The organism is Rhodanobacter sp. C03 (assembly GCF_002001175.1).
GTDB lineage: Bacteria > Pseudomonadota > Gammaproteobacteria > Xanthomonadales > Rhodanobacteraceae > Rhodanobacter.
On record NZ_MUNT01000001.1, the window covers coordinates 770216 to 782338 of the forward strand.

General features: G+C 63.4%; 12 protein-coding genes. All 12 read left to right on the plus strand.

Going from position 1 to position 12123, the window contains the following annotated elements; genetic code table 11:
- Positions 1 to 21 precede the first annotated feature (21 nt).
- The 12 genes from thiL (at position 22) to B0E48_RS03325 (ending at position 12112) form a co-directional block, all read left to right on the plus strand.
- Positions 22 to 990, plus strand: a complete 969-nt coding sequence (thiL, locus tag B0E48_RS03270; protein ID WP_077515978.1) for a thiamine-phosphate kinase — start codon at positions 22 to 24, stop codon at positions 988 to 990.
- A complete protein-coding gene (locus B0E48_RS03275) occupies positions 987 to 1508 on the plus strand; it encodes a phosphatidylglycerophosphatase A (RefSeq protein ID WP_077515979.1) in 522 nt (173 codons plus the stop codon). The genes thiL and B0E48_RS03275 overlap by 4 nt, the downstream gene beginning before the upstream one ends.
- Positions 1509 to 1558: 50 nt before the next feature.
- Positions 1559 to 2449 (plus strand): alpha/beta fold hydrolase, encoded by an 891-nt coding sequence (locus tag B0E48_RS03280; protein ID WP_077515980.1) that lies wholly within the window; start codon positions 1559 to 1561, stop codon positions 2447 to 2449.
- Between the two features lie 74 nt (positions 2450 to 2523).
- Positions 2524 to 3498 carry an aldo/keto reductase gene (locus B0E48_RS03285; RefSeq protein ID WP_077515981.1) on the plus strand — a complete coding sequence of 325 codons (975 nt, stop codon included), beginning with the start codon at positions 2524 to 2526 and terminating at the stop codon, positions 3496 to 3498.
- A gap of 92 nt (positions 3499 to 3590) precedes the next feature.
- On the plus strand, positions 3591 to 3800 hold the full coding sequence (locus tag B0E48_RS03290) for a hemin uptake protein HemP (protein WP_174566707.1): 210 nt from the start codon (positions 3591 to 3593) through the stop codon (positions 3798 to 3800).
- 114 nt (positions 3801 to 3914) lie between these two features.
- Complete coding sequence (locus B0E48_RS03295) at positions 3915 to 4496, plus strand: hypothetical protein (protein ID WP_077515982.1); 582 nt, start codon at positions 3915 to 3917, stop codon at positions 4494 to 4496.
- A gap of 175 nt (positions 4497 to 4671) precedes the next feature.
- Positions 4672 to 5943 carry an efflux RND transporter periplasmic adaptor subunit gene (locus tag B0E48_RS03300; protein ID WP_077516927.1) on the plus strand — a complete coding sequence of 424 codons (1272 nt, stop codon included), beginning with the start codon at positions 4672 to 4674 and terminating at the stop codon, positions 5941 to 5943.
- Between the two features lie 64 nt (positions 5944 to 6007).
- Positions 6008 to 6730, plus strand: coding sequence for an ABC transporter ATP-binding protein (locus tag B0E48_RS03305; RefSeq protein WP_077515983.1), 723 nt, complete (start codon positions 6008 to 6010; stop codon positions 6728 to 6730).
- Between the two features lie 46 nt (positions 6731 to 6776).
- Entirely contained in the window at positions 6777 to 8120 is a 1344-nt protein-coding gene (locus tag B0E48_RS03310; RefSeq protein ID WP_077515984.1) for a TolC family outer membrane protein, read from the plus strand.
- Positions 8121 to 8182: 62 nt separating this feature from the next.
- Positions 8183 to 9499 carry an ABC transporter permease gene (locus tag B0E48_RS03315; protein ID WP_077515985.1) on the plus strand — a complete coding sequence of 439 codons (1317 nt, stop codon included), beginning with the start codon at positions 8183 to 8185 and terminating at the stop codon, positions 9497 to 9499.
- A 10-nt stretch (positions 9500 to 9509) separates the two neighbouring features.
- Positions 9510 to 10769 (plus strand): ABC transporter permease, encoded by a 1260-nt coding sequence (locus B0E48_RS03320; protein WP_077515986.1) that lies wholly within the window; start codon positions 9510 to 9512, stop codon positions 10767 to 10769.
- 32 nt (positions 10770 to 10801) lie between these two features.
- Complete coding sequence (locus tag B0E48_RS03325) at positions 10802 to 12112, plus strand: ABC transporter permease (protein ID WP_077515987.1); 1311 nt, start codon at positions 10802 to 10804, stop codon at positions 12110 to 12112.
- The last annotated feature ends 11 nt before the right edge of the window (positions 12113 to 12123 follow it).

Genomic DNA, 12123 nt, shown 5'->3' on the forward strand with positions numbered 1-12123 from the left:
TCTTCATCGGGCGATCCGTTGATGGAATTCGATCTGATTGAACTGATCCGTCGCCACACGGCGCAGCCACGCGACGACGTGCGTCTGGGCATCGGCGACGATGCCGCCGTACTCGCGGTACCGGCAGGGCAGGAACTGGCGGTGGCGATCGACACCCTGGTTGATGGCGTCCATTTCCCACGCGGCACGGCCGCCGCCGATATCGGCTGGAAGGCGTTGGCGGTGAACCTGTCCGATCTCGCCGCGATGGGCGCGAGCCCGGCCTGGGCGGTGCTGGCGCTGACGCTGCCAGCGGCCGATGCCGCTTTCGTCGAGGGCTTTGCCGAAGGCTTCGCTCAGCTGGCGCAGCCGCACCGGCTCGCCCTGGTCGGCGGCGACACCACTCGCGGCCCCCTCTGCATCAGCGTGGCGGTGCACGGTTTCGTGCCGCCGGGCAAGGCGCTAACGCGTGCCGGTGCGCGCGTGGGTGATGCAGTGCTGGTCACCGGTACGTTGGGTGATGCCGCCGCGGGGCTGCACGCCTTGCAGCATCCCTGGCGCGACGACGACCCGCGCAGCAGTCTGCGTGAGTTCCTGATCGAACGGCTCAACCGCCCCGTGCCGCGACTGGCCGCCGGCGCCGCGTTGCGCGGGCAGGCGAGTGCCTGCGCCGATATTTCCGACGGCCTGCTCGCCGACCTCGGCCATATCTGCACGGCCAGTGGAGTCGGCGCGGAGATCGAGGCGGCGCTGCTACCACGCTCATCGGCGTTGTTGGGCCTGCACGACGAGGCGACGGCGCTGCATTTCGCACTCAGCGGTGGCGACGATTACGAACTGTGCTTCACCGTGCCGGCGCAGCGGCTCGCCGACGTGCAGGCGGATCTCTCGCGGCTCGGCTGTGGCGTGACGCGGATTGGCCGTATCGTGGAAGGAAAGAGTGTGCGTGTGCGCGGCGCAGACGGTGCATGGTTGAACACGGATCGATCTGGCTGGGAGCATTTCGCTTGAGCGCCAAGAAGACCCTCAGCGCTGAACAGCGTCGTGCCTTGCTGGCCACGCCTGCGGGTTGGCTGGCTTGCGGTTTCGGTTCGGGGCTGACGCCGGTGGCGCAGGGCACGTTCGGCTCATTGGCGGCGCTGCTGCCGTGGCTGCTGCTGCGCGAGCTGCCACTTCCGATTTATCTGCTCGTGTTGCTGCTCGGTTTTGGCGTCGGCGTATGGGCCTGCAATGTGGCTGGGCGTGCGGTCGGTGTCGATGATCACCGCAGTCTGGTGTGGGACGAATTCATCGGCCAGTGGATCGCGTTGATCCCGCTGCTGATTCCCGCGCTGCTGCCGGCCAACGGATTCGCATGGTGGATGTTGCCGGCCGGCTTCGTGCTGTTCCGCCTGTTCGACGTGTGGAAACCGTGGCCGATCAGCTGGCTAGACCGGCATCTGAAAGGTGGCATGGGTGTGATGGTCGATGACGTAGTCGCCGGGGTTTTTGCCGCCATCGTGTTGGCGCTTGGGCTGTACGTTCTGTAGTGAGTTACCGCATCGTGTGTGCTGTTCGGTAATGACCAAAAGGTGCAGCGGTGAGAAGGTATCGGATCCTGCGCATAGCTGCATTCGGGTTAATTACCATTGCGGTCGCGCTGCTGGCAGGCATCTGGATAGCTGGCGACGTATTGATCCATCCTGCGGCTGCAAAAATTGGCACCCCACCACCGGATTTTCCAGCGTGGCCGGTTGCTTTTAGAAGTCCCTCGGGTGCGCTTATCCAAGGCTGGTTCGCGCCGGGGCAGGGCCGCGGCGCGGTACTCCTGCTGCACGGGGTACGCGCAAATCGCTTGAGTATGCTGGACCGCGCCAGGTTTCTGCATGCGGCTGGCTATTCGGTAATGCTGATCGACTTTCAGGCATCAGGCGAGAGCAGCGGCAAGGCGATCACCTTCGGCTATCTCGAGGCGAAGGATGCTGCCGCGGCATTGGCTCGTTTGAAGGAGCTGGCGCCCGGTGAGCGAGTGGGCATTATCGGTACCTCGATGGGTGGTGCGGCGACCTTGCTTGCCGAGCCAATACTCGACGTCGATGCGATTGTATTGGAGCAGGTCTATCCCACACTGTCTCAGGCAGTGAATGATCGCCTGGAACTTCATGCTGGTGCCCTGGGCCGATGGTTTGCGCCCTTGTTGCTCAGCACGGTCCGGCCACACCTCGGCATAACACTGGATCAGATGCGTCCTATCGATAGAATCGGCCAGATTCACGTACCCAAACTTCTCATCGTCGGTGATGCTGACCAGCACACCCGACTCGATGAATCGATGGCGATGTACAAGATGGCATCTCCGCCAAAGGAATTGTGGGTCATTCACGGTGCGAAGCACGTCGATCTTTATCGTTACAGCGGTAATGCATATGAGGTCCGAATCCTAGCCTTTTTCAATACATGGATCCGCAAACCTCAATCATCGATGCAGTGATTTGATATCGCGATTGGACGCCAAGCATGAAGAGTTGTCATGCTGGTGATCTTCCCCGACACAGGAGCATCCCCATGCTTTATCGCCGCCTTGGTCGCACCGGCCTGCAACTTTCCGCGCTGTCGTTCGGCGCCTGGGTCACTTTTGGCAAACAGGTGGGGCGAACGCAGGCGCGTGACCTGCTCGCGTTGGCCCACGATCGCGGGGTGAATTTTTTCGACAACGCCGAGACCTACAACAACGGCGTGGCCGAGCAGGTGATGGGCGACGTGCTGGCCGACCTGCGTTTTCCGCGCGACAGTTACTGCGTCTCCAGCAAGGTGTTCTTCGGTGCACACGACAAACCGTTGCCAACCCAGCGCGGGTTGTCGCGCAAGCACGTGATGGAGGCCTGCAGGCAGGCGCTGCAGCGCCTGCGTGTCGACTATCTGGATCTGTATTTCTGCCATCGGCCCGATCCGGATACGCCGATCGAAGAAACCGTGGCGGCGATGGATACGCTGATCCGTCAGGGCAAGGTGTTGTACTGGGGTACCAGCGAGTGGCCGGCCGAGGCGATCCATGAGGCGCATCGGATCGCGCATGAAAATCATCTGTATGCGCCGGTGATGGAACAGCCGCAGTACAACCTGCTGCATCGCGAGCGGGTCGAGGTGGAGTATGCGCCGCTGTATGCCGCCTATGGCATGGGCACCACGATTTGGTCGCCGCTGGCGTCCGGTTTGCTCAGCGGCAAGTACAACGACGGCGTGCCGGCCGATTCGCGGTTGACCCAGCCGGGCTACGAATGGCTGCGCGAAAGCGTGCTTGGTCATGGCAACGAACGCATCGACAAGGTGCGCGCGCTGCAGCCGATCGCCGACGAGCTGGATGTCAGCCTGGCGCAGCTGGCGATCGCCTGGTGCCTGCTCAACGAACATGTTTCCACCGTGATGCTCGGCGCCAGCCGACGCGAGCAGCTGGAACATAACCTGGATGCGCTGGAGGTCCTGCCACGACTGGACGCGGGGATTGCGCAGCGGATCCGGCGGATCGTCGAAGCAGCTTGACCGGGTGTATCGGCGTGGCAGCGTACGGAATGGTTGACAGTTAAATGAGAATCATTATCATTCGACTACACTGACTTCCTGTGGAATCTGCCATGTCGACACCTGCCTTTTCCTTGCCTTTGTCCTTGCCGCAACCGCTGGCCGCGTTGCGTCGCCCGTCGCCTGGCGTCGCGACTGCAGGGACGCGGCATGTCTCCAGTCAGTCGTTGCTGGCCGGTGCGCGCGAACTGGTGATCCAGCATCAAGGTGGTGAATACCACCTGCGCCTGACCCGCAACGACAAGCTGATCCTGACCAAGTAAGCAGTTGCCAGCTGCTTCATCGCACGGCTGCTGCTCGGCGCCGCGTGTCCACCAAGCCTGTCGCCAGTGCGGTCCGTGAGGGCGCCAGCTGGGCTGTATCTGTCGGAGGTTCCGATGTTCAGTCCGTTGATCCACCGCTTGCAGGAATGCTGGCCGCGCGCCATCAGCACGACGATCAGCCGGCGCTGGTTGCGACTGGCGCCGATACTGCTGGTCCGGAATCTGCCGGCACTGGGCAGTGTGCTGTACGTGCAACTGCAATCCGCGCGGCGGCCGACGCGGCAGTTGCCGCGCGGCTTGCTGATCGAGTCGATGCAACTGGCGCCGTTGCTGCAGGGTCATCGATTGATGGCAGCCAGCACGATCACGGTCGAGGGGCCGCGCGAGTGGATCGAGTGCATCGATCGCGATGGGCGACCGAGTGCGCAACTGCATCTGTTGCCGGATACCGATTACCTCGCATGGGATGCGCTGCTGAGCAGTGCGAAACCACTCGGTGCACCATCACCTGCGTGTAGGTCGCATCCATGTCGACCGGTCGCTGCGCAACTGCTGTGTTTCCATATGCGCCGGCTGGCTGGGCTGGACGTGCTTGGCGCCGAGACGACCACCCGCGTGTCCGCATTGAGCCGGCAGCTGGTTGCGCAGATTGCCCGCGAAGAAGCGCAGGCATGGCAGCCGACGACGAGGCGCTGAACCATCGCGGCGGACGTTCGTCCGGCTGTCCGTGAAGTGTCCGCGGACACTCAAATGTGCGCTGGCTTGCATCACAAGTCATTGAAAATAAGTAAATATTTTTAGCCATTCCGGCTGGCACACGGATTGCAGTCATCGTAGTGCAACCGCGCTGTCCGCGGTCAGGAACGGCATGATGATTCGCGATACTTCTGCGCAAGACCGCATAGTCGAGGTCAAACCCAACCGCAAGCGCCGGCTGATTTTGGCCGGCGTCGGCGTGGCCGTGCTGGCGCTGCTGGTATGGCTGGCGCCGGGCATAGGCCGACTGTTCTCCGCCTCCGCCTCGGTCAGCAGTTCGCGGCTGGCGTTCGCCACCGTCGAACGTGGTCCGTTCGTGCGCGACATTGCCGCCGAGGGCAAGGTGGTCGCCGCGGTCAGCCCCACCATGTACGCCACCTACGGTGGTGCGGTGACGCTGCAGGTGCACGCGGGCGACACGGTGAAGAAGGGCCAGGTGCTTGCCGTGGTCGACAGCCCGGAACTGCGCAACAAGCTGGCGCAGGAGCAGTCCAAGGCCGACGGCATGCAGGTCGACTACCTGCAGGCGCAGGTGGATGCGCGCACCAAACGCAGCGATCTGCAGAAGGCCTACGACAACGCGCAAATCGACGACAAGAGTGCGGAAACCACGCTGGACCGCACGCAGAAGGCATTCGCCGCAGGTGCTGCCAAGGGCATCGAGGTTGACCAGGCCAAGGACGTGCTGGAAAAGGCGCGTATCACGCTCGCCCATGCCAAGTCCGATCTGGGCATGAACAACGACAGCCTGAAATTCAACATCCAGGCCAAGAAGCTGGCCCATGACAACCAGCTGCTGGTGGTGCAGGACCTGCAGCGCCAGGTCGACGACCTCAACGTGAAGTCGCCGGTCGATGGCCAGGTCGGCCAGCTGTTCATTGCCGAACGCGCCACGGTGGCGAAGGACGCACAACTGCTCAGCGTGATCGACCTGTCTGCACTGCAGGTGGAGATGCAGGTGCCGGAAAGCTTCGCGCGTGATCTCGGCATCGGCATGTCCGGCGAGATCAGCGGCAACGGCAATACCTGGAAGGGTCTGGTCAGTGCGATTTCGCCCGAAGTGGTGAATGGTGAAGTGGCCGCCCGGTTGCGCTTCGACGGCGAGACGCCGAAGCAGTTGCGCCAGAACCAGCGCCTGTCGGTGCGCGTGCTACTGGACAAGCGCGACAACGTGCTGACCGTGCAGCGCGGTTCGTTCGTGGACGAATCCGGTGGCAGCTACGCCTACGTGGTACGCGACGGCATTGCCAGCAAGACCCCGATCCGCGTCGGCGCCTCGAGCATCGACAAGGTGGAGATCCTCGATGGCCTGAAGGAAGGCGACCGCATCGTGATCTCCGGCACCGACAGCTTCAAGAGCGCGGCCCGCGTCGCGATCAGCAATTGATGCACTCCTTCCCCTGATGCAGGGGAAGGACCAGAAACACCCCTACCACCACCGAGGAACAACCATGCTGAAGATGACCCACCTGTCCAAGGTCTACCGCACCGAAGTGGTGGAGACCTATGCGTTGCGCGATTTCAACATCGACGTGAAAGAGGGCGAGTTCGTTGCCGTCACCGGTCCGTCCGGTTCGGGCAAGACCACCTTCCTGACCATCGCCGGCCTGCTGGAAACCTTCAGCGGTGGTGAGTACCACCTTGATGGTATCGAGGTGAGCAACCTCAACGACAACGCGCGCTCGAAGATCCGCAACGAGAAGATCGGCTTCATCTTCCAGGCGTTCAACCTGATCCCCGACCTCAACGTGTTCGACAACATCGAAGTGCCGCTGCGCTACCGCGGCATGAAGGCGGCCGAGCGCAAGCAGCGGATCATGGATTCGCTCGAACGCGTCGGTCTGGCCTCGCGTGCCAAGCATTATCCGGCCGAACTCTCCGGCGGTCAGCAGCAGCGTGTGGCGATCGCCCGTGCGCTGGCCGGCTCGCCGCGCCTGCTGCTGGCGGATGAACCGACCGGCAACCTGGATACGCAGATGGCGCGCAGCGTGCTCGAACTGCTCGAGGATATCCATCGCGAAGGCGCCACCATCGTGATGGTCACGCATGATCCGGAACTGGCCGCACGCGCGCAGCGCAACGTACACATCATCGATGGCCAGGTGGTGGACCTGTCGGAGGATCCGCGCTTCCACGCCGGTGCCCATCTGCACGGCGAAGCCCATTCCGGTTGATGCCATCCATGTACGCCGAGTCATTCATCGACTGCGAGAACCTTCCATGCGTGTGAAGTTGTTGCCCCTGCTGCTTTGCATGGTCCTGGCGCCGCTGCCGGGCCATGCCGAGGACCTGATGGATGCCTATCGGCAGGCCGTCGCCAATGACCCGGTGCTGAGCACCGCCGACGCCGCGCGCCTGGTGGTGGCCGAGAACGTGCCGCAGGCACGCTCGGCCCTGCTGCCGCAGTTGTCGGTCGGGCTGGGGCTGGAACAGATCCGTGGCGGCAGCGGTTCCATCACCAGCTCCAACGGCAATATCGTGGACACCGGTTCGAGCGGTTACACACGCGAGCGCGATCTCAGCGGCGTGCTCAGCCAGCCGATCATCAACCTCGCCGCGATCGCCAGTCTCCGGGCCGCGCAGGCGACCAGGGATTCCGGAGATCAGACTTACCAGGCGGCCCTGCAGAACCTCTACGTGCGCGTTTCCGCGGCCTACTTCAATGTGCTGGTCGCGCAGGACAACCTCGACGTCTACCGTTCCTACGAGGATGCCTACAAGCAGGAGTTCAACCAGTCCAGCACGCGTTTCAAGAATGGTCTGGCGATGGCCTCCGACGTGAGCCAGTCGCAGGCGTATTACCTGTACATCAAGTCCCAGCGGATCACCGCACAGGACACGCTGAAGGACGCGCAGCGCGGACTGGAACAGATCACCGGCAAGCCGACCGGTACGTTGAAGAAGTTGCGCGAGGATCTGCCGATGCAGGCGCCGGTACCGGCCGAGGCCCAGGCCTGGGTGGATGCGGCGATGCACAGCAATCCGGTCATTCTCGCCGCGCACTACACAGTAGCGGCCGATGAACATCGGGTGTCGGCGGCGCGCGCCGGTCATCTGCCGACGCTCAGCGCCACGGTGCAGTACGGCAAGTTCGGCAGCTGGTCCAGCGCGGTGCCGGGTGCGGCAGCCTACGGTCCTGGCGTGACCACGATCGGGCTGACCCTGACGGTGCCGATCTTCAGCGGTGGACTTACCCAGTCGCAGGTGCGCCAGGCGATTGCCCAGCGCGATGAGGATGCCGGCACGCTGGAGAGCCAGCGCCGCCAGGCTGCACGCGATGCCAACAACTACTTCAACCTGGTGGTGGATGGCATCGATCAGGTCGACGCGGCGCGAACCTCGGTGGAGGCCGCACGCAAATCGCTGGCGTCGATGCGCGCCGGCTACGAGATCGGCACGCAGAGCCTCACCAACGTGGTGTTCGCGATCGAGCAGCTGGCCAATGTGCAGACCGAATACACCTACGTGCGCCACCAGTTCATCCTCAACAAGCTGCTGCTCAAACAGGTTGCGGGCACGGTGGACATCCACGACCTGGAAGACATCAACCGGTTGCTGCAATGAACCCGACCGTCCCTGTCGCGCATTGCGCACGGAACATCAGTATCCACGCGGAGGCTTGATCCATGTTTGCCTATTACCTTGAACTGGCCCTGCGCAGCCTGAAGCGCAGCCCCGGACTCACCGCACTGATGGTGCTGACGATTGCCTTCGGCGTGGCCGCGTCGATGACCACCTATTCGGTGTTCCGTGCGGTATCCGGCGATCCGATCCCGTGGAAGTCGGCGAAGCTGTTCGTGCCGCAGATCGACAACTGGGGACCGAACGGACGCGGCAGCGACGGCGAGCCGCCGAATGCGATGGACTACAACGACGCGATCACCCTGATGCGCGATCACCGCGCCAAGCTGCAGTCGGCGATGTATCAGATTTCTCCATCGATCGTGCCGGCGGACGCCAGCAAGCATCCGATCAACGTCAGCGGCCACGCGGTGTACAGCGAGTTCTTCCCGATGCTGGACGTGCCGTTCCTGTACGGCAGCGGCTGGAGTGCCGACGACGATACACAACGCGCCGCGGTGGTGGTGATCAGCAGCAAGCTCAACCAGAAGCTGTTCGGCGGCAGCAACAGCGTGGGCAAGACGGTCAACGTCGAGGGCAAGGACTATCGCGTGGTGGGCGTGTTGAACGACTGGAACCCGCAGCCGCGCTTCTTCGATGTGGTCAACAGCGGTGGGTTCTCCACTGGCGTCGAGGATGTCTTCCTGCCGTTCCAGCGCGCGATCACCGTGGGCATCCCCAACGACGGCAATACCAATTGCAACGCGGTTCCTACCGAGTCGGGCTTTGTCGGCCTGCAGCACTCCGCCTGCGTGTGGATCGCGTACATGGCCGAGCTGGACGACGCTGCAGCGGCAACGGCTTACAAGCAGTATCTCGATGGCTATGCGCATGACCTGCAGCAATCCGGCCACTTCGGTTGGGCGCCGAACAACCGTCTGCGCGATCTGCCGGCGTGGCTGGACAACCAGCATGTCGTGCCCAGTGACACCAAGGTGTCGCTGCTGGTGGCGCTGGGCCTGCTGCTCGCATGCCTGGTCAATACCGCGGGTCTGCTGCTGGCGAAATTCCTGCGCCGCAGCAGCGAGATCGGTGTACGGCGTGCGCTGGGTGCACCACGCATGGCGATCTATGCGCAGTTCCTTACCGAGGCCGGCATCATCGGTCTGGCCGGTGGCGTGCTGGGCCTGCTGCTGACCGGTGTCGGCGTGGTCAGTGTGGGCTGGGTGCTGCCCAAGGACATCGCCGCGCTGGCACGGGTCGACTTCTCGTTGCTCACGCTGACCCTGCTGGTGGCTGTCATCGCGACCACGCTGGCCGGCCTCTATCCCACCTTCCGTGCTTCACGCGTGCAACCCGCGTGGCAGCTCAAGTCGAACTGAGGAGCGCATCATGACCCTGCATCCCATTCTTGCGGCATTGCGCAAGCACAAGGCTGGCGTGGTGCTGATCTCGCTGCAGATCGCGTTGACCCTGGCGATCGTCTGCAATGCGGTGTTCATCATCGGTCAGCGTGTCGAGCGGGTGAACCGGCCCACCGGTCTGGATGAGAACGATCTGTTCCTGGTTTCCCAGCAATGGGTGGGTGCACCCAGTTCGGACGATCCGGCTGGCGTGGAAAAACTCGATGTCATGCAGAAAGAAGATCTGGCCGCGCTGCGCAACCTGCCTGACGTGGCCTCGGTGACGCCCAGCAATTCGGTGCCGCTGCTCAATTCCTCGTGGACGGGCTCGGTGTCGATCAAGCCCGGACAGCAACTGGGTGACAAGAGCGGCACGCGTACGGCGTATTACTTCACCGACGAACAGGTGCTCGCCACGCTTGGTTTGCACCTGGTCGCCGGACGCGCGTTTACTGCCGCAGACGTGCAGCACCAGGGCGCCCGCGATCAGCGCGACCGTCCAGTCATCATCGTGACCCAGGCGCTTGCCGACAAGTTGTTCCCGCAAGGCAGCGCGGTAGGCAAGGTGATCTATTCGGATGGCAGTAGCTCGCCGAGCACCATCATCGGCGTGGTCGCACGCCTGCAGATCCCAAGCACGGGCAGCTGGGGCAACGACTTCGCCTGGTACTCGACCCTGGTGCCGACCCGGCTGGATTCGAGCTATGCACGCTATGTGGTGCGCGCCAAGCCGGGCCGGCGTGATGCGGCGATGCACGCCGTACCTGCGGCGCTGTATGCGGTCAATCCGATGCGCGTGCTGGACGACGATGAAAGTGTCAAGTCATTCGCCGATATACGTGCCAGCGCCTATCGCGCCGATGTCGGCATGGCGATCCTGATGGGCGTGGTGTGCCTGATCCTGCTGTGCGTCACGGCGGCGGGCATCGTCGGTCTCACCAGTTTCTGGGTCGGTCAGCGGCATCGGCAGATCGGCGTACGCCGCGCCCTGGGTGCCCGCAAGATCGACATCCTGCATTACTTCCAGATCGAGAACCTGCTGATTGCCGGCGTAGGCGTGGTGCTGGGCGTGCTTCTGGCGGTGGGCCTCAATATGTGGCTGATGACGCATTACGAGATGACGCGCATCCCGCTGCTTTACGTGGCGACTGGTGTGCTGGCGATGCTGGCGATCGGTCAGGCGGCGGTGTTCGTGCCGGCCCGCCGCGCCTCCAACGTGCCGCCGGTAGAAGCGACGCGCGCCGCCTGATTCCTGACGCATAGCACGGGAGCGATTGATCGATGTTCGTCCACTACCTGACCCTTGGCCTTCGCAGTCTGCGCCGCAATCCGGCGCTGACGGTGCTGATGGTCATGTCGATCGGTCTGGGTGTGGCCGCTTCGATGACCACCTGGTCGGTATTCCGCGCGGTGTCGGGCAATCCGATACCGGACAAATCCGCACAGCTCTTTACGCCACAGGTCGACAACTGGGGTCCGCAGCAGAATGAAAAGGGCGAGCCTCCTTCAGCCTTGAGCTACACCGACGCGATGGCCTTGATGCGCGCGCACCAGGCCACGCAGCAGACCTTGCTGTATCCGGTGCAACTGTCGGTGTTGCCCGGCGGCAACCGTAGCCTGCCGGTCGCGGTGAATGGCTATGCGGTCTATGGCGATTTCTTCCCGATGTTCGAGGTGCCGTTCCAGTACGGCTCCGGCTGGAGTACGGCGGATGACGAGGGACACGCCGCGGTCGTGGTGCTGAGCGGGGAGTTCAACCAGAAGCTGTTCGGCGGTGCCGACAGTGTGGGACGCGAAGTCACCTTGGGTGGGCATGACTACCGCGTCGTCGGCGTGACCCGGCATTGGGATCCCAAGCCACGCTTCTTCGCGCTGTTCGGCAGCGGCGGTTTCGAAGATCCCGCGGATTTCTATGTGGCGTTCACGCGTGCGCTGGATCTGCAGATCGATACCACCGGCAACAACAGCTGCCGCGGAAAATTGACGGCCACTGGCTGGGACGACTGGCTGCGCAGCAACTGCGTATGGGTCACGCCGTGGGTGGAGCTGGACAGTGCGGTGCAGGTGGCACGCTACCGCCAGTTTCTTGATGGCTATGCCGCGGATCAGCAACGCGCCGGGCGTTTCGCCTGGGCACCCAACGTGCGTCTGCGCAATGTGATGCAGTGGCTCGACTTCAACCACGTGGTGCCACCGGAGAGCCGCATCTCGCTGATGGTCTCGCTGGGCTTCTTCGTGATCTGCCTGATCAACACGATCGGCCTGTTGCTGGCCAAGTTCATGCGCCGGGCCGCGGAGATCGGCGTGCGTCGCGCCCTGGGCGCATCGCGCCGCGAAATCTACAAGCAATATCTGATGGAAGCGGCCACGGTCGGCGTGGCCGGCGGCGTGCTGGGTCTGTTGCTTACCGCCGCAGGCATCTCCGGCACCGGCCTGTTGTTCAGACCGGAGATCGCGCGCCTGGCACATCTGGATCTTTCGCTGGTGGGGCTGACCCTGGTGGTTGCCATTCTCGCCAGCGTGGCGGCGGCGTTCTATCCAGCCTGGCGCGCGGCGCAGGTGCAGCCAGCCTGGCAGCTGAAGTCGAACTAGGGCGCAGCCAT

Coding starts and splice junctions, on each gene's coding strand:
- B0E48_RS03295 (WP_077515982.1), top strand. CDS start 3,915: ATGTTCAGTCCGTTGATCCACCGCTTGCAGGAATGCTGGCCGCGCGCC.
- B0E48_RS03305 (WP_077515983.1), top strand. CDS start 6,008: ATGCTGAAGATGACCCACCTGTCCAAGGTCTACCGCACCGAAGTGGTG.
- B0E48_RS03300 (WP_077516927.1), top strand. CDS start 4,672: ATGATTCGCGATACTTCTGCGCAAGACCGCATAGTCGAGGTCAAACCC.
- B0E48_RS03310 (WP_077515984.1), top strand. CDS start 6,777: ATGCGTGTGAAGTTGTTGCCCCTGCTGCTTTGCATGGTCCTGGCGCCG.
- B0E48_RS03320 (WP_077515986.1), top strand. CDS start 9,510: ATGACCCTGCATCCCATTCTTGCGGCATTGCGCAAGCACAAGGCTGGC.
- B0E48_RS03285 (WP_077515981.1), top strand. CDS start 2,524: ATGCTTTATCGCCGCCTTGGTCGCACCGGCCTGCAACTTTCCGCGCTG.
- B0E48_RS03325 (WP_077515987.1), top strand. CDS start 10,802: ATGTTCGTCCACTACCTGACCCTTGGCCTTCGCAGTCTGCGCCGCAAT.
- B0E48_RS03315 (WP_077515985.1), top strand. CDS start 8,183: ATGTTTGCCTATTACCTTGAACTGGCCCTGCGCAGCCTGAAGCGCAGC.
- thiL (WP_077515978.1), top strand. CDS start 22: ATGGAATTCGATCTGATTGAACTGATCCGTCGCCACACGGCGCAGCCA.
- B0E48_RS03290 (WP_174566707.1), top strand. CDS start 3,591: ATGTCGACACCTGCCTTTTCCTTGCCTTTGTCCTTGCCGCAACCGCTG.